We start from the raw sequence: 17,983 nt of genomic DNA on the forward strand, positions 1-17,983 counted from the left end.
GAGTATCAAACTGCTGGCATTGCTGCCAGTGGAATGATAGCACCACGATATTGAATCACCGTGCTGGCTGTTAAATGGCCACGTACTGCTGCGTCGTGGGCGCTACCGCCCGTTAAGCGAACCGCCAGATAGCCCGCACTGAAGGAATCCCCCGCAGCAGTGGTATCCACCACTTTCTCTTTCGGCAGTTTGACCGCGGGAACATCATATTGATGGGCTTCAAAACCGTCTTTTACCCAGACGATACACGAGTCCGCACCACGCTTGATGATAATCTCGCTCACGCCCAAAGCCTGAGTGCTTGCAATCACCTGTTCCAGTGGCTTCTCGCCCCACAGCATATCTTCATCATCCAGTGTCAGGAACGCGATATCCGTACAGGCTAACATGTCACGGTAGGCTTCCTGAGTCTCTTGCTTGCTCTGCCACAGGCGTGGGCGGTAGTTGTTATCAAAGATAACTTTGCCGCCGTTGGCACGACAGGCGCGCAGCAATTGCAGCAGACGCTGGCGCGATGTGCTGTCCAGAATGGCCAAACTGATCCCACTAAGGTACAGATAATCAAATTTTTCCAGCCGCTGGCAGATTTCATCGGCTGCCGGGCTGGTCAACCAGAAACGGGCTGCGGCATCATTGCGCCAGTAATAGAAGGTTCGCTCACCGGTGTTGTCGGTTTCGATGAAGTACAGACCCGGCAACTTATTATCCATACGCTGAATAAGATCAGTGTGGATTTGTTCTTGCTGCCAGGCAGCCAGCATCTCTTCACTGAAGTTATCAGTCCCCAATGCGGTCACGTAATGTACATTCAAAGCCTGCTTTGATACCTGACGGGCAATATACACCGCCGTGTTCAGCGTATCACCGCCAAAACCCCGGCTAAGATCGGTACCTTTTTGTGACAGTTCAATCATGCATTCGCCGATAACGGCAATATTTTTGCTGGTCATGGAAAGCGGCCTATTTCTGAATGATGAGTCAGTGATGGGAATGATATTGGGTTATCCCCGGCTAACTTGACGTTGTAGCGTTGTTTGCAGCCGTGCTACAACGCCAATGACTTTGACTATAGTCTCACTGCTGGCTTGGTCGGAGTCAATAGTATTAAAACGACGTTTTAAATTTTTTATGATGTAGGTCGGGAAACTGACAAGTTTCCCGCCACTCAGAACAGAATTATGATGATTTCCGCAGTTCGGTGACGCTTTGACCACCAATACCCCAGTTATCAGTGTCCACTTCATCAATCACGACGACCGTAGTCGCGGGGTTTTTACCTAAGGTATCGACTAATAGTTGGGTGACTCCGGCAATTAGCTGTTTTTTCTGCTCCGCCGTCGCTCCTTCGTGAGTAATTTTAATATTTACATAAGGCATACAGACCTCCATTAACATTAATGGCATTATTGAGTTAACTACTGTAGATGGCTTTAATGTACCGTGCCAGCCCGCTTGGGAACGATAATCTGTCATGCCGCTATATAAAGTTCTGGTCGCTCGAGTCGATAACATCTCCAGAAAGAAAACCGTTTACCACAGGATGCAATCAGGCTGGCAGCGATATACACTGCCATTACTGTACGGTGTCTTGCAACATGGCGACTAAACTGATGATGACCAATAAAGTATCAGGTTTACTTGCGCCATCCTTTGCCGCTATTGATCGAAATAAAGGACAGAGCTTCTGGCGGCAATGTCAGCGTCGGTACACTTTTCAACCTATCTATCGTACATCTGGTGCGTTGCTGGCAATTGAACTGCTCACGGCTGTTTTTCATCCTTCATCCCCGGATACACGTTTAAATCCAGAGGATTACTTCAGTGCTATTAGTATCCGCGCTCGTTTGGATGTGGTACTGGAGCAGTTGAATATGATTAAGCAGTGGCACGCCATATTTGTTCATCACTCGGTACTGGTTTCGATCAACATTGATGGACAGGCATTGATGGCGATGCAAGATGATCTGCAAGCCAAATTGCTAATCGATGCTATGCCCTATATTCGCTTTGAATTACTCGAGCACGTTGATACCTCCCTTGATACTCCTTTTGCGCGTATTGCTGAAGCTGACCGACTCTGGTTGGATGATTTTGGCAGCGGGCTGGCGAATTTCACTTCATTTATCAGTTGGCGCTATGAGTACATCAAAGTCGCCAGAGATTTATTTATTGTGTTGCAAGAAAGTGAGGTTGGAAACCAACTGTTCTTCACCTTGGTCACCTTAATGGGGCGCTACTGCAAAGGGGTTATAGTTGAAGGGGTTGAGACCTCGCAGGAGTGGGCCATGGTGCAACGCTCTGATGCCGCTGCCGCACAGGGTTATTATCTGTCCCGGCCAACTTCATTTGATAGATTACAGACGCTGCCTATGTTGTTTTGTGGTTAACCTTCTCTGAGAAAAAGCACTTCCCTGCCGTGTTGCCTCTGCGCATCACCGGATTCAACTGCCCAAATAATGGATTCTGAACCATCATCGACTATGGTTAGTGTAGTCTTCTGAATCCGCATTATTAATCAGTTAGCTATTTTTATGGCTGATTTTTCGATTAAATTACCGCGAACTGACGTCCATTAAATACGCGCCTGGTGTCGGATTTAGCTTTATCTATTATGAGTACGGGCATGGAGCTGTTATGACAAAAACCGGAAAAGTGCTGACAGGTGTTGGTGGACTTATCGTGCTGCTACTGGCGGCGACGGTGATTTTCGTGATGACTTTTGACTGGAACCGTTTGAAGCCAACCATCAATGAAAAAGTCTCTGCTGAGTTGCAGCGGCCGTTTGCTATCCGTGGCAACTTGGGGGTGGATTGGTCACGTAAAGGGGATGAGCCGGGTTGGCGCGGCTGGATACCATGGCCACATATTCATGCTGAAGATTTGGTGTTGGGCAACCCGTCAGATTTAGTCAGTGATAAAACAGATAATAAAACTAACACGCTAGCCACAGATTTTCCGGCTGGGGAAATGGTCACGTTAAAACGGGTTGATGCCAGTATTGCGCCGTTGGCTTTATTGGCACAGAAAGTGTGGATCCCTCGTATCTGGCTAACACAACCGGATGCCAAGCTGCTTCGTCTGGCTAACGGTAAGAATAACTGGACCTTCAATCTGGCCAATAGCCCTACGCAGGGTGAGGCACCTTCTTCATCTTGGTCAGTGAATATTAACGATATTGTGTTTGATCGCGGTGAAATAACCCTCAGTGATGCCATTCTGAAAGCTGATTTGCACGCCGTGATCGACCCACTGGGTAAGCCATTGCCGTTTGCTGAGGTGACCGGTACTCGTAATGAGACAAAGGATAAACAGGTCACGGATAAGGCGCAGAGTCATACGCCAGATTATGTTTTCGGCTGGAAAATTGACGGTAAGTATCAGAGCCAGCCACTCACCGGCAGCGGAAAAATAGGCGGCATGCTGTCGATGAGTGATGCGAGCGTACCATTCCCGTTGCAGGCTGATGTGCGTTCTGGCTCTACCCGTGTGGTGGTAGCCGGTACCTTAACCGACCCTGGCAATCTGGCGGGATTAGATCTGCAATTGAAATTCTCCGGTGCCAGTCTGGACAACCTCTATCCCCTTATCGGTGTATTGCTGCCCGCGACCCCGCCTTACAATACCGATGGCCGCTTAATTGCCAGCCTAAAGCAAACTGGTGGCGCAGTTTATCGCTATGAAAACTTTAACGGTAAAATCGGTGACAGTGATATTCACGGCAGCCTGACCTATACCGCCAGCCAGCCACGGCCGAAATTAACGGGCAAAATGTCATCAGAAAAATTACGTTTTACTGATTTAGCCCCCTTGATTGGTGCTGACTCCAATCAGGAAAAGGCCAATCGTGGTGAGCGAAACCGGCAGCCTGCAAACAAGGTATTACCGACAGATAAGTTTGATACCAAAAGTTGGGGAGTGATGGATGCAGATGTTACGTATGCGGCTAAGCGTATCGAACGGGATAAATCATTACCTTTGAATAATCTGTCTACCCACGTGGTACTCAATCAGGGTGAGTTACGACTCGATCCACTGCGTTTTGGCATGGCGGGCGGTAACCTTAATGCCACTTTGCGGCTGAATGGCAACAAAGATCCGATGACCGGTAAGGTTGATTTGCATGCCCGTCGCCTGCAATTGAAAGAGCTGTTGCCACAGGTACAGGCGATGCGCAACAGTCTGGGGCAGTTGAATGGCGACGCATCATTTACCGCTACCGGTAACTCAGTGGCTGCGTTGCTGGCAACCAGTAATGGTAACCTGCGCTTGCTACTGAATCAGGGGCTAATCAGCCGTAGCCTGATGGAGTTGTTGGGGCTGAATGTGGGTAACTATCTGGTGGCGAAGCTGTTTGGTGATGATGAGGTGAAAATTAACTGCGCAGTGGCCGATGTGCAGTTGCGCAATGGATTGGCAACACCGCGCCTGTTTGTTATTGATACCGAGAATGCCATTATCAACATTACCGGTAATATCAACTTTGCTACTGAGCGGTTGGACTTATCGGTCAATCCAGAAAGTAAAGGGCTGCGTATTCTGACCCTACGCTCTCCGCTGTATGTGAAAGGAACATTTAAACAGCCTGATGCTGGTGTGAAAGCGGGGCCGTTGATCGCCCGTGGTGCAGTTGCTGCTGTATTGGGTGTCGCACTCACACCTGCTGCGGCCTTGCTGGCACTGATTTCGCCCAGTGAGGCTGATGAAAACCAGTGCACCCCTTTCCTGCAAAAGATAAAGCAAAAGAAATAGAGCAATAAAAGATCTATCGCCAGGCTAATGGGAGCCGGTAAATCAATCAATTTGAACAGAGTAGCGGCTGGGCGGTGAGAGCGAGTAACTAACTGCCTGGCCGTTTTAACTCTACGGAGAAGAGAGCAGCGGCGGCGGCGGTGGAGATAGCAAATTACAGTCGTGATCCTGCAATTCTTCCACGGATGCACGGTGCAGTTTCGTCAGGCTCGCCTGGCTTGCCAGTAGTAAAAATGCCCCATCAGGCAATGCGGTCATGGCTAAACCATAGCGGCCCATACTATCTTTCGCTCCAGCCACCTCATCGGCTAACAGGCGGAATGCACCTGAGTGCTGCAATTCAGCGGCTGTTGTGCGCCGCACCAGATAGTCATGACCTAACAGACCACCTGGCAGGGGCTGCCACTGCTGACGGAAGTTTGCTTCTTGCGCCGCCAGCGCCGCTTTTACCTGTGGTTTCAGGCAAGAAATATGGATATGTAAATGATCCTGACTACGCCCGTATTTTGAATTAATGGTCAGTGAAATATCCGCATCATCAATTGGTGCGCCATATTTATCGGCCATAAAGTGACGGGCTTGCCAGGCATCAAGGAAGTAGTTTGGGCTGCTGCTCGTTAACAACTGTGGGCTTTCCATGCCGCTGATTTTAGCGGTCGGCATCAACAAATACTGCAATGGCCCAACATTCGATTTATACACCACAAAACCAGCCGGTATGTCAGCCGCGACACAAGGCTGCGGGCTATGTTCTGCGACCATATGGGGAACACATTGCTGGCTGACGATTTTCCACAGTGCATCCGCATTGCTAAAACGCAATTTATACACTGTGGCCAGCACCGCAACTGCGAGTAATATCAGTAAAAACCACGGTTTTTTTATATAACGCGACACGGATAGCCCTCTGTTTTTGATAACGGCGGCCAGTGTAGTGATAAGTCAGCGAGGTGAGCAAACGCCATAATGCTTATTTATCATTAATGGGGTATTGACCCTATCTGGTTGGGCTTATTGGGTGGCCTTGTTTCCCCCGCCTTGCGGTAAGGTTTCATCCTCATCGTAGTGGGCTGTGGCTATCCAGGCGGCACAAAATAACGTTAGCCGGGCAAAAAAGTAGAAAAACGCCATTAAACCAATAACGGAGCCAAAAGCCGCCCCGGACGGCGAACTGGCAAGGCGTGGTAGCATCATCGTCATGACAAACTTAATTATCTCAAAGCCGATAGCGGCAATCAGGGTGCCGCGCAGTAACGCTTTTTTCTTAGGTTTATGGCGCGGCAGAATCCAGAATATCCATAAAAATAACAAATAGTTAGCCGCAATAGAGATCGACAACGCAATCAATGTCATAACGGGCCGTAACCAATCAATTCCCCCCAATCCTAATGCATCAACAATGGCAGATTGTGCAGCACCGGCAATTGACGTCAGTGACAGGGTGATAATCAGTGCGATAACCAACCCGGTCAGCGAGATAAAATCGCGGGCATAACGGTAGTAGAACTTTTCCTGATCCTGTGGATTACGCTCCCACACATCCCGTGATTGAGCACGAATCGCCTCGCGTAAGTTCCCCATCCAACTGATACCGGAATACAGCGCAATCGCTAAGCCAGTCAAGCCGACGGTGGTGCGCTGCTGGATTGCGGTATTTACCGTGTTTTTAAGTGTAGCGGCCAGTGTTGGATCACTGATGGTATTGACAATTTTATTAATTAATTCAGCTAATAAGTCAGGATTAGACGCCAGGACAAAACCGACTGCGGCGAAAGAAACCATCAAAATAGGGATCAGTGACAAAAAAGAAAAATACGTAATAGCTGCACCAAACTGGCTGCCCATCCGGTCATTAAAGCGATCGGTGGCACGGATAATATGAGCAACCACTGGGTAAGCTTTGATGTGGTTACTCAGCTGGGTCATATAGGAAATGGCTTTTTTACCGGTTTCAATCCCCGCCGCCAGTGGGGCTGAATTGTCTTTCGGTGCGTTCGGCATAATTCTCCTCAGTGGCCTTAATCCATGCCTTATGCAGATGATTATTCTACAAAATATGATACAAAATGGCAGCAACCTGTTGATAATAGCAGAGTCGACGTCTATCACAACCTAACCAATAGTTATGCCAGGGTGTCGGTCGGGATTCTGTATGACCACGGATATCTCGATAGCTTATGTGTGCTCAATCATCATCACCGCAGTGGTATCCACGGCCAGTGCTTCAAAAATATGTTCCACATCAGCAGAATAGCTAATGTAGTCTCCTGCGTTTAACTCAACTGCTTGATCAACTGGGCCGATTCTGGCTTTTCCTGAACTGATAATCACATGTTCAATGGTACCGGGCATATGTGCTCGGGAGCGCCTGAGTTCACCGGGTTGAACATTAATCCGATAGATATCCCGCTGTACCCCTGTGGGGCAGGCAGCAAGCAACGTCGCGGTGTAGTTCGCCTGTTCAGAAACCGCAGTAATCCCTTCATTGGCCCTGATCACCTGAACATGCATGCGCGGCTGGGCGATAAGCCGACTGACCGGAACATCCAGTGCCATGGCTAACGACCACAGTGTTTCCAGACTGGGATTACCGGCTCCACCTTCCAATTGCGATAACGTCGATTTCGCGATACCTGCACGCTTTGCTAATTCCGTTACCGTCAGCCCTAACTTCTCACGTTCCCGGCGAATAGAGGCAGAAAGCAAGCCAATCGGGGTTGCTGCATGGTCTGAGTTATCGGGTATAAAGTGAGTCATTGTTCACCATATCATTCATTTGTTCATCTTGACGAACGATTGATTGTCGTTCACCATAATAGTCACTTGTTCATTTTAATGTATTGTCTGTTGAGTGCCAAGCACTCAAATACAAAAGCATCCTGGCAGCGATTACGGAGAGAGAATGATAAAAATGAAAGCTCGCGGGGCCATGGAAATGGTCGCAGCTATGCTTATTTCCGGTACTGTGGGCTGGCCGGTTATCGCATCAGGGCAACCTGCGGTAACGGTTGTGTTCTGGCGCTGTGTATTTGGTGCATTCGCCATGTTGATCACTTGTGCCATGCTGGGTTTACTCAAACGCGGTGTGCTCACGCGACAGCATATCGTCATTGCAGTTATCGGTGGTATTACGCTGGTATTGAACTGGGTTCTACTGTTTGGCGCTTACTCTTATGCCTCCATTTCGATGGCAACCGTTACCTACCATACTCAACCCTTTATGCTGGTTGGGCTGGGGGTGCTGTTTTTTGGTGAGAAATTAACAGTAAATGCGCTCTGTTGGTTGCTGGTCGCTTTTGGCGGGATGCTGTTTATCATTATCGGGCAACCGGGGGCCATCACCTCAGGTTCTGACTACCTCTTCGGCATCATTATGGCGCTGGGGGCGGCATTTATGTATGCGGTAACGGCCGCGATTATCAAACGGCTAAAAGGCTTGCCACCACATCTGATTGTACTGATTCAGTTGTTGGTCGGCGCTATTTTGCTGGCACCCTTTGTGTGTTGGTCTGATTTACCGCTATCAGGCAGCACATGGGGATTACTGTTCATTATCGGCGTGGTTCACACTGGGTTAATGTCCGCACTGTTGTACAGCGCGATTCAGAAAATCCCGACCAGTTTGGTTGGCACGTTATCTTTTATTTATCCGGTTGTGGCGATTATTGTCGACTGGTTGGTATTCGATCACCGCTTGAGTCTCGTGCAAATAGCTGGGGCGACCGCCATCCTATTGGCTGCTGCGGGCATGAATTTTGGCTGGAAACTACTAAGGGATCACCCGCGTGAAAGTAAGAAATATTCGCGAGGATAGAATTTAAAACAATAAAAAAGGCTATCAACCCTGCGGTCCATAGCCTTTCTGATCTTTTACCAAACCTTAACGCATGGTTACAAACTCTTCTGCGGCGGTCGGGTGGATAGCGACGGTGTTGTCGAAATCTTTCTTGGTCGCGCCCATTTTCACGGCGACAGCAAACCCTTGCAAGATTTCATCCATACCGAAACCGATACCATGGATACCAACAATCTTCTCTTCCACCCCTACGCAGACTAATTTCATCCGGCATGGCTGGCGGTGCTGAGTCACCGCGCTGTACATTGCAGTGAATGAAGATTTGTACACTTTCACCTGATCGTCGCCAAACTTCTCACGTGCTTGCGGCTCAGTCAGACCAATAGTGCCGATTGGCGGATGGCTGAATACCACGGTTGGGATATTACTGTAATCCAGATGCTCATCCGGCTTGTTATTGAACAAGCGTTCAGACAAACGGCGACCCGCAGCCACGGCTACAGGGGTCAGTTCAACCGCACCGGTGTTGTCCCCGACGGCGTAGATACCTTTGACGTTAGTGTTTTGGAACTTATCAACTTCGATATAGCCTTTGTCATTGGTTTTGACACCGCTGGCAGACAGATTGAGGTTGTCAGTTGACGGTTCACGGCCAATGGCCCAAATCAGGTGGTCAACGGTGACTTCAGTGCCATTTTCCAGTTGCAGCGTTAGGCTACCATCGGCGTTTTTAATCACCGCTTTTGGTACCGCGTCGGTATGCAGTGTTGGCCCTTCGGTGTTCATCACTTCAAGCAGAGTTTCAACAATCAGCGGATCAAAAGTACGCAATGGTGCATGTTTGCGCACAAACAGATGGGTTTCTGTACCTAACCCATTGAGCACCCCGGCGATTTCTACCGCGATATAACCTGCACCTACTACGGCAACTCGCTTTGGCATCTCGTCTAATTCGAAGAAGCCATCGGAGTTAATCCCGTATTCTGCGCCAGGGATATTCGGGTGACTTGGGCGGCCACCGGTGGCGATCAGGATGTGATCAGCAGTGATTTTTTCACCGTTCACTTCCACAGTATGCGCATCAACAAAACGCGCGAAACCATGAATAACATCCACTTTGTTATTGCCTAAACCACGCTCATAAGACTGATGGATACGATCGATGTAAGCAGTACGGTTAGCGATCAGCTTTTTCCAATCGAAATGGTTCACCGTGGTATCGAAACCGTAATCTGGGCCATACAAATGAATCGCTTCTGCAATTTGCGCAGCATGCCACATTACTTTTTTCGGCACACAACCAACGTTGACGCAGGTGCCACCAAGTTGTTTAGCTTCGATCAGCGCACACTTTTTGCCGTACATGGCTGCCCGGTTGATCGACGCGATCCCACCACTGCCACCGCCAATTGCCAGATAGTCGTAATGTTTGGTCATCAGAATCGTTCCCACGTTGTTTAAAATTTGCCTAACAGTTTAACGCTTACCCGAGTTTTGTCGCAAAGGTTGCGTCAATGGCTCTGATTCGCGTGACCAATTGATTTAGGCTGTGTTTATTCTGGCACTACCCACTTCACCAGGGTATGACCATGGCCCGATGGCACCAGCACGTTGTGCAGCCACGGCAACAAGGTATTCATCTGTTGTTCTAGCTTCCACGGCGGGTTAATCACAATCATGCCAGATGCGGTCATACCATGTTGGTCACTGTCCGGGCGCACTGCCAGCTCAATTTGCAAGATACGGCGGATGCCGGTGGCTTCCAGATCCCGTAACATACGTTTGATTTGCTGACGTAAAACCACTGGATACCATAATGCATAGGTACCCGTTGCAAAGCGTTTATAGCCTTCCTGAATACCTTTCACCACATCCTGATAATCCGTTTTCATTTCATACGGCGGATCAATCAGAACAAAACCCCGGCGTGATGATGGGGGCAATTGTGATTTAAGTTGTTGATAACCATCGGCACGTTGAACTTTAGCTCGCTCATCTTTAGCAAACTCATTGCGCAGCAACGGGTAGTCGCTTGGGTGTAGTTCAGTCAGATGAATTTTGTCATCTTCACGCAATAAATGGCGGGCGATTAATGGTGAGCCGGGGTAGTAACGCAGTTTTTCACTACGGTTAAAGTAATTGATAGCACTGATATATGGCGCTAAATCAGCAGGTAAATCATCTCGTTGCCACAGTAGGCCGATACCATCAAGGTATTCACCCGTGCGCTCGGCATGCTCGCCGCTTAACTGGTAGCGACCGGCACCGGCGTGGGTATCCAAATAAAGGAACGGTTTTTCTTTTTCCTTCAAAGACTCAATAATCAGACTTTGAACGGTATGTTTAAGAACGTCGGCATGGTTGCCGGCGTGAAAACTATGGCGATAACTTAACATTTTATTTTAACCAATTGATATTCTAATTTAAATCAAGGATTTAGCGAGAATATATGCTGTAGATTGTGGCAGTGCTTTTTATCTGTGGATGCGACAAACACCCTGGTGAGAAACCGCAGCCAGCACATTATGGCAACTAGTATAAACTGTCTGGTGGATAAAAACTGAATTGCATTAATCTGTGATGAATACCTGATCTCACCTCAATGGATATAATAATGACTAACAAGATAATTGCTGAGCACTACCCAGACGCTTTGCTCTGGTCCTTTGGCGACAGTTCTGAGATGGCAGATGAATTGGCGCAATTGGTCATCAACGGCGCTAAAACAGCGACTTGTTGCTCCTATCGTGCTTATAAATCAGAAGCTTCGCCCAGTGTTGGTGATTACAATGTCATTCTCGATGGCCGAGGCACACCGGTTTGTGTCATTAGAACCATGAGCTTAACGCTGGTCCGCTATTGTGATGTCACCGCAGAAATGGCGGCCAAAGAGGGCGAGGGAGATAAAAGCTTGGTTTATTGGCAGACCGGGCATCGGGCCTTCTTTGAACGAGAGGGTGATTTCTCCCCTGAGATGCTATTGGTCTTTGAGCAATTTAAGCTGGTTGAGGTTTTTGCTACACCAGCAGTGCGAGCTTGATTGCCAAAATCGGTGGGTAATCAATAGTCGTCAGGCCGCCAGCCATTGATTTTCATGTTGATAGACCTCATGTTAATCATACATAGATAATTTATAAGTCGTCGTTGTATTCACCATCGCGGCGGTATTGAAAACGATCATTGATATTCAAAAAAATCATTGATATCCAAAACTATAATCAGGACTGCCCTATGACAAATCCGCTGTTGACCCCGTTCTCCCTGCCGCCATTTTCTGCGATTCGCCCCGAAGATATCGTGCCTGCGGTGAAATCCGCACTGGATGAATGCCGTCAAGCGGTGGAGCGGGTCGTTGCCCAGCCAGGACCTTTCACCTGGGATAACCTGTGTCAGCCATTGGCTGAGTCTGACGATCGCTTATCGCGTATCTGGTCGCCGGTCGGGCATTTAAATTCGGTCAAAAATAGCCCGGAACTGCGCACTGCATATGAACAAAGCCTGCCATTGCTGTCGGAATACGGTACTTGGGTGGGTCAACATAAAGGTTTGTATCAGGCCTATGTCAGTCTGAAAGAAGGCCCGGGGTTTGATGCATTGACAGCCCCACAGCGCAAAGCAGTAGAGAATGCGCTGCGCGATTTCCAGTTATCCGGTATCGGTTTGCAACCCGATCAGCAGAAACGTTATGGCGAAATTGTCGCCCGTTTGTCTGAGCTAGGCTCCACTTACAGCAATAACGTGCTCGATGCCACTATGGGCTGGAGCAAGTTAATTACTGATGTTAACCAATTGCAAGGCTTGCCAGAAAGTGCCTTGGCTGCGGCTAAAGCTATGGCTGAAGCCAAACAGCAGGATGGTTGGTTGCTGACACTGGATATGCCAAGTTATCTGCCGGTTCTGACCTATGCTGATAACGCTAAATTGCGCGAAGAGATGTATCGCGCCTTTGCTACCCGCGCCTCTGATCAGGGGCCAAATGCCGGTAAGTGGGATAACAGTGAAATCATGGCGGAAATTCTGACATTGCGTCATGAATTGGCACAACTGTTAGGTTTTGGCAGCTATGCCGAGAAATCGCTGGCGACCAAAATGGCAGAAAGCCCGCAACAGGTGCTTGGTTTCCTAAACGATTTGGCGAAGCGCGCCCGCCCGCAGGCTGAAGAAGAGCTGGCGCAATTACGTGCTTTTGCTGAAAAACACTACGGCGTCAATGAGTTGGCTGCTTGGGATATCACCTATTATTCAGAGAAGCAGAAGCAGCATCTGTTCTCCATCAGTGACGAGCAATTGCGACCTTACTTCCCGGAACAGCGGGTGGTGGAAGGGTTATTCGAAGTCGTTAAACGTATTTACGGTATTAGCGCCAAAGAGCGCCGAGATGTGGATACTTGGCATCCAGATGTGCGTTTCTTCGAACTCTTTGATGCCAGCGGTGAACTGCGCGGCAGCTTCTATCTTGACTTGTATGCCCGTGAGCACAAACGTGGCGGTGCCTGGATGGATGATTGCGTCGGTAGCCTGCGTCTGGCGAACGGTCAATTGCAAAAGCCGGTGGCTTATCTGACCTGTAACTTTAACGGGCCAGTCGGCGGTAAACCGGCGCTGTTCACCCATAACGAAGTCACCACCTTGTTCCATGAGTTCGGCCATGGTTTGCATCACATGCTGACCAAAATTGATACTGCCGGCGTCTCGGGTATCAATGGTGTCCCTTGGGATGCGGTCGAATTGCCGAGCCAGTTTATGGAAAACTGGTGCTGGGAGCCACAGGCGCTGGCGTTTATTTCCGGCCATTACGAAACCCATGAGCCATTACCGCAAGAGATGCTGGATAAACTGTTGGCGGCGAAAAACTATCAGGCGGCGCTATTTATTCTGCGTCAATTAGAGTTCGGGCTGTTCGATTTCCGCATGCATTATGAGTTCGATCCACTGACCGGTGCACAGATCCTGCCGATCCTGTATGAAGTGAAAAAGCAGGTGGCAGTGGTACCGTCACCGACATGGGGCCGCTTCCCACATGCCTTTAGCCATATCTTTGCCGGTGGCTATGCAGCGGGTTACTACAGCTATTTGTGGGCAGAAGTGCTCTCGGCAGATGCATTCTCGCGTTTCGAAGAAGAGGGGATTTTCAATGCTGCGACTGGGCAGTCCTTCCTCGATAATATTCTGTCCCGTGGTGGCTCTGAAGAGCCGATGACGCTGTTCAAGCGCTTCCGTGGCCGTGAACCGCAGTTGGATGCTATGCTGCGCCATTACGGTATTAAGGGCTAGAACGTGTCACAAGTCAGTATCTGTTTATTGTCTGAAGCAGGCGCCTCCCCCGGCGCCTTGTCTATTTTGGCTGAGCGTTGGGGTTTGGTGTCTGACGAGCAGGCCATTATGGCGCTGGTATTGACACCTGAGCGCCTTGAATTGCGCAAGAGGGATGAGCCGAAGCTCGGCGGCATTTATGTCGATTTTGTCTCCGGCACGTTGGCGCACCGCCGCAAGTTCGGTGGTGGGCGAGGGGAAGCGGTAGCCAAAGCCGTCGGGGTCAAAAAGGGTTATCTTCCCCGCGTGGTCGATGCTACCGCAGGCTTAGGGCGGGATGCGTTTGTTTTGGCGGCGCTGGGTTGCCAGGTGCAAATGCTGGAGCGCAATCCAGTGGTGGCAGCATTGCTCGATGATGGTTTGTGTCGCGGTTATCAGGATGCTGAGATTGGTCCGTGGCTGCGCGAACGGTTGACGCTGTTGCACGCCTCCAGCCTGATAGCACTGGCAGATATTGAACCCCGGCCAGAAGTGGTTTACCTCGATCCGATGTATCCGCACCGGCAAAAAAGTGCACTGGTTAAAAAGGAGATGCGGGTGTTCCAATCGCTGGTGGGTGCGGATGAAGATGCCGATGGTTTATTGGCACCGGCCCGCGCGTTAGCGACCAAACGGGTGGTGGTGAAGCGGCCAGATTATGCCGAGCCGTTGGCAGGAATAGCTGCGCAAGCGGCTGTAACCACTAAAAGTCATCGTTTTGACCTCTATATGCCACTTCCTTGATGTTATTACAGTGTCAGTTTGCCCTATGGCTGTAACACCAATGACTTTGGGTATATTGGTTTCAATCAGGCGGCTGCGCGTTATTGCAGCCACCTGAATCATCGATTCTACCTGGATAAATAGTTATGAAATAAGCGGTGAACTGACAATAAAATCATTGTGGGTGAATTGATGTTTACCGGTGAATTTTATCATCATATCGACTTTGCTTATTTTTGGATCGAAATCAATCATTAGATAGGTAATATTAGCGACATCATCATATTTCTGCATTAATTCTGTTTGACCATTCGCGCTGAATTGATTGGCCATAACAATATTATTATTGCCAGCCATAATGAATGATAAATCAATTTTATCTTCACCAGAGGTAAAGTCGATGATGGTATCGGTATATTTTTTGGTGGAATCTCTGCTATTACGGTATTGGAAAATATCATGGCCCTCTCCCCCTTTCATCCGGTCAGCGCCGCGCCCGCCGAATAGCCGGTCATTGCCATTGCCACCGCTGAGCCGGTCATTACCCGCGCCGCCGGATAAGAAGTCATCACCCTTACCACCGGATAGCCTGTCATTACCACGGCCGCCAAATAGCCGGTCATTTCCCACCCGGCCCCATAATCTGTCATCACCACCCCCTCCGTTCAGGGTGTTATTTGATCGGTTACCGTTGATTTCATCATCACCGCTACCGGCGATGGCATTTTCAATCACGACTTTATTTGCAATTGAGACATTGCCTCTCAAACCACCAATATCAGAGAAACCACGCTTAGTCAGTGTGATTCTTTGGTCTTGATGATAGCCCGAGAAATCAAACGTATCGTTACCACCGGCATCCCACACGCAGAATACCAACTTGTCGTTAGCGTGGGTTGCAGTAAAGTAATCCCTATTACTATTGGAATTGAAACCATAAGTCGTATTACCGATACGGGTACGATTATTGGCTCCGTAAAGGTATTGAAGTGCTGAAATATCATAGAGTTGCGGGGTTGATGCAAAGTTACCCCCGTAGATTGCTCCTGAGTAGAACTCAGATAAATAGCTCATTACGCTGGTTTGTTGTGTTAAGCCCACCGAGTCATGAGTATGCATCAAGCCGAGTGCATGGCCGAGTTCATGCATAAATACCCGACCACCATAGTTTGATTGCGTGGGGGCTAGATTCTCCTCTATCTTCGCATTAATAAATATGGGGCTGAGGTTACTAGGATTCGGGGGATAGGCATAACCGCCACGTGACCCATCGAGTGAAACATTGGTAATGGGGATGTTAGCTATAACATCATCTTTAGCCTCAATAAATTTAATATTCGCCACATCAGCAATGGCGAGCATAGCGGTTCTTATCTGGTGAATTTGGGCTTCATTAAGGGAATAGGCCGGAACACCCTCAGCTGATTTATAATAATGGTAATCTATTGGTATTCGTTGGCTAAATGAATAAGTGATAATACTTATTCCATTCTTATCTTTATTTTGCCATTTGTTTCTGCTGGTTATCGCTAATAGATTAATCGTCTTTGATTTATTAATATCAATACTATTATTAATACCTACAGTTCTGACATTATTTTTAGTCTGTTCCCTGAGCATTATTATTCCTCATAATTTAAATTATTTACTTTGCTATCGACTCATGCACGGGAAGGATGTTACTGACATCGATAATATTTAAAATAAGCACGTTCTTAAAAAGAACTAAGGATTTTATATATTACTCTGCGGGATATATGATTTTTAAATCTATGAGGATAAAGTTCCCATATTCTTCTGGTATTATTACCTCAAAGAATATGGGAATAGAGTCTTACTTACAACACACCTTGGGCCAGCATTGCGTCTGCCACTTTAACAAAGGCCGCAATATTCGCGCCGTGTACATAGTGGGTTTGCTTGCCTTCGCCACCGTATTCAACACAAGATTGATGAATATCGAGCATGATGTGATGCAGACGGACATCAACTTTCTCTGCCTTCCAGCTCAGGCGGGCCGCGTTCTGCGCCATTTCCAGACCTGATGTGGCAACACCACCGGCATTGGCGGCTTTACCCGGTGCAAACAGCACCCCTGCATCAAGGAAAGCATCAGTTGCCTGAATAGTCGTAGGCATATTAGCGCCTTCGGCAACGGCTTTAACCCCGTTGGCAATCAGTTGACGCGCCGCTGGCAGGTCCAGTTCATTCTGCGTCGCACATGGCAGCGCGATATCAACCGGTACACTCCATGGCTGCTGATCGGCTAAATAGACCAGATTACGTTCACGGGCATAATCTTCAATACGACCATAACGATTGTTCTTAATCTCAGCCAGATGAGCCAGTTTTTCTGGGGTAAAGCCTGTTTCATCAACCACTGTACCACCTGAGTCAGAAGCGGTAATCACTTTGGCACCCAGCTCCATGGCTTTTTCAATAGTGTATTGTGCGACATTTCCGGCGCCGGAAACCGAGACTTTACGACCTTCAAAACCTAAGCCGTGACGTTTTAACATGGCGTCGGTGAAATAGACCAAGCCATAACCGGTGGCTTCCGGGCGAATCAGACTACCGCCGAAGGAGAGACCTTTGCCGGTGAAGACACAAGCGGTGTTATTCGACAGTTTTTTCATCATGCCAGACATAAACGCCACTTCACGGCCACCAACACCAATATCACCCGCCGGAACATCGGTATCCGGGCCGAGATGACGATACAGTTCCATCATCAGTGCCTGGCAAAAACGCATCACTTCAGCCTGACTTTTTCCTTTAGGATTAAAATCAGAACCGCCTTTGCCGCCTCCCATAGGCAGGGTTGTCAGGGCATTTTTAAAGGTCTGTTCAAAACCAAGGAACTTCAGAATTGATAAGTTTACTGATGGGTGGAAACGCATCCCGCCCTTATAAGGACCAATCGCCGAGTTAAATTGAACACGCCAGGCGCGGTTAACCTGAACTTTACCTTGGTCATCAGTCCAGGCAACGCGGAATTGAATAACACGTTCTGGCTCGACTAAGCGCTCGAGTAGGCTTTGTTCACGGTAATGTGGGTTTTGCTCCAGAAAGGGCCAAAGTGACGTGAAGACTTCACGTACTGCTTGGAGATATTCTGGTTGGTTGGCATCACGTTGTTGTAAAGATTCTAAAAACGACTCCAGAGAGGTTAAACCATTCATCACTAATAATTCCTTGTACCAATTAAGACTCTCCCTACACCTTTTTGCGAACTATTATTATTATCCAAATAGTGAGGAGACGATGTTGTGCATCTTCGACTATATCACTGGTTTATATTCATACAGCAAGGGATTTTGACAAAAACTTAGCAGGGTTATCAATGAGTGGCTATCGGGGCTTGGCGGGGGTTGTTGATTAAAAACGCCCGCAAAAGGCGGGCGTTAAAGCTAAACAGGATGA

General features: G+C 48.5%; 15 protein-coding genes. 6 read left to right on the forward strand and 9 right to left on the reverse strand.

Annotation, left to right across the window (positions count from 1 at the left end; all coding sequences use genetic code 11):
- Positions 1-5 precede the first annotated feature (5 nt).
- Positions 6-950: a sugar kinase gene (locus tag V1953_RS00515; RefSeq protein WP_442850555.1), complete on the reverse strand. Its 945-nt coding sequence runs from the start codon at positions 948-950 to the stop codon at positions 6-8.
- A 226-nt stretch (positions 951-1,176) separates the two neighbouring features.
- Positions 1,177-1,377: a 2-hydroxymuconate tautomerase family protein gene (locus V1953_RS00520; protein WP_442850556.1), complete on the reverse strand. Its 201-nt coding sequence runs from the start codon at positions 1,375-1,377 to the stop codon at positions 1,177-1,179.
- Between the two features lie 218 nt (positions 1,378-1,595).
- On the opposite strand from V1953_RS00520, the gene pdeH reads away from it, so the two are divergent.
- Both pdeH and V1953_RS00530 read left to right on the forward strand, forming a co-directional pair.
- The gene (gene pdeH, locus V1953_RS00525) at positions 1,596-2,387 is read left to right on the forward strand and encodes a cyclic-guanylate-specific phosphodiesterase (protein WP_193784750.1); all 792 of its coding nucleotides are present in this window, start codon (positions 1,596-1,598) and stop codon (positions 2,385-2,387) included.
- Positions 2,388-2,634: 247 nt separating this feature from the next.
- Positions 2,635-4,749: an AsmA family protein gene (locus V1953_RS00530; protein ID WP_442820420.1), complete on the forward strand. Its 2,115-nt coding sequence runs from the start codon at positions 2,635-2,637 to the stop codon at positions 4,747-4,749.
- A gap of 111 nt (positions 4,750-4,860) precedes the next feature.
- On the opposite strand, the gene V1953_RS00535 is transcribed toward V1953_RS00530, so the two are convergent.
- The 3 genes from V1953_RS00535 to V1953_RS00545 form a co-directional block, all read right to left on the reverse strand.
- A complete protein-coding gene (locus V1953_RS00535) occupies positions 4,861-5,646 on the reverse strand; it encodes a CDP-diacylglycerol diphosphatase (RefSeq protein WP_372568469.1) in 786 nt (261 codons plus the stop codon).
- A gap of 114 nt (positions 5,647-5,760) precedes the next feature.
- Complete coding sequence (gene yhjD / locus V1953_RS00540) at positions 5,761-6,750, reverse strand: inner membrane protein YhjD (protein ID WP_083161350.1); 990 nt, start codon at positions 6,748-6,750, stop codon at positions 5,761-5,763.
- Positions 6,751-6,924: 174 nt separating this feature from the next.
- On the reverse strand, positions 6,925-7,506 hold the full coding sequence (locus V1953_RS00545) for a helix-turn-helix domain-containing protein (RefSeq protein WP_083161348.1): 582 nt from the start codon (positions 7,504-7,506) through the stop codon (positions 6,925-6,927).
- Between the two features lie 148 nt (positions 7,507-7,654).
- On the opposite strand from V1953_RS00545, the gene V1953_RS00550 reads away from it, so the two are divergent.
- Positions 7,655-8,563: a DMT family transporter gene (locus V1953_RS00550; protein ID WP_442851288.1), complete on the forward strand. Its 909-nt coding sequence runs from the start codon at positions 7,655-7,657 to the stop codon at positions 8,561-8,563.
- Positions 8,564-8,629: 66 nt separating this feature from the next.
- Here the strand turns inward: V1953_RS00550 and gorA are convergent, their stop codons facing one another.
- Both gorA and V1953_RS00560 read right to left on the reverse strand, forming a co-directional pair.
- Positions 8,630-9,982, reverse strand: coding sequence for a glutathione-disulfide reductase (gorA, locus tag V1953_RS00555; RefSeq protein WP_372560271.1), 1,353 nt, complete (start codon positions 9,980-9,982; stop codon positions 8,630-8,632).
- 116 nt (positions 9,983-10,098) lie between these two features.
- Entirely contained in the window at positions 10,099-10,941 is an 843-nt protein-coding gene (locus V1953_RS00560; protein ID WP_083161346.1) for a 23S rRNA (adenine(2030)-N(6))-methyltransferase RlmJ, read from the reverse strand.
- Positions 10,942-11,159: 218 nt separating this feature from the next.
- Between V1953_RS00560 and V1953_RS00565 the strand changes: the two genes are divergently transcribed.
- The 3 genes from V1953_RS00565 (at position 11,160) to rsmJ (ending at position 14,581) form a co-directional block, all read left to right on the forward strand.
- A complete protein-coding gene (locus V1953_RS00565; protein ID WP_083161344.1) occupies positions 11,160-11,585 on the forward strand; it encodes an ASCH domain-containing protein in 426 nt (141 codons plus the stop codon).
- A gap of 191 nt (positions 11,586-11,776) precedes the next feature.
- A complete protein-coding gene (gene prlC, locus V1953_RS00570) occupies positions 11,777-13,819 on the forward strand; it encodes an oligopeptidase A (RefSeq protein WP_083161342.1) in 2,043 nt (680 codons plus the stop codon).
- Between the two features lie 3 nt (positions 13,820-13,822).
- Positions 13,823-14,581 carry a 16S rRNA (guanine(1516)-N(2))-methyltransferase RsmJ gene (gene rsmJ / locus V1953_RS00575; protein ID WP_442820422.1) on the forward strand — a complete coding sequence of 253 codons (759 nt, stop codon included), beginning with the start codon at positions 13,823-13,825 and terminating at the stop codon, positions 14,579-14,581.
- A 123-nt stretch (positions 14,582-14,704) separates the two neighbouring features.
- Here the strand turns inward: rsmJ and V1953_RS00580 are convergent, their stop codons facing one another.
- Both V1953_RS00580 and gdhA read right to left on the reverse strand, forming a co-directional pair.
- Positions 14,705-15,922: a M10 family metallopeptidase C-terminal domain-containing protein gene (locus tag V1953_RS00580; RefSeq protein WP_442850557.1), complete on the reverse strand. Its 1,218-nt coding sequence runs from the start codon at positions 15,920-15,922 to the stop codon at positions 14,705-14,707.
- 476 nt (positions 15,923-16,398) lie between these two features.
- Positions 16,399-17,742, reverse strand: a complete 1,344-nt coding sequence (gene gdhA / locus V1953_RS00585; protein ID WP_083161335.1) for an NADP-specific glutamate dehydrogenase — start codon at positions 17,740-17,742, stop codon at positions 16,399-16,401.
- Positions 17,743-17,983 lie beyond the last annotated feature (241 nt).

Origin of the sequence: Yersinia sp. 2541 StPb PI (assembly GCF_052217145.1) — a bacterium.
GTDB lineage: Bacteria > Pseudomonadota > Gammaproteobacteria > Enterobacterales > Enterobacteriaceae > Yersinia > Yersinia enterocolitica_E.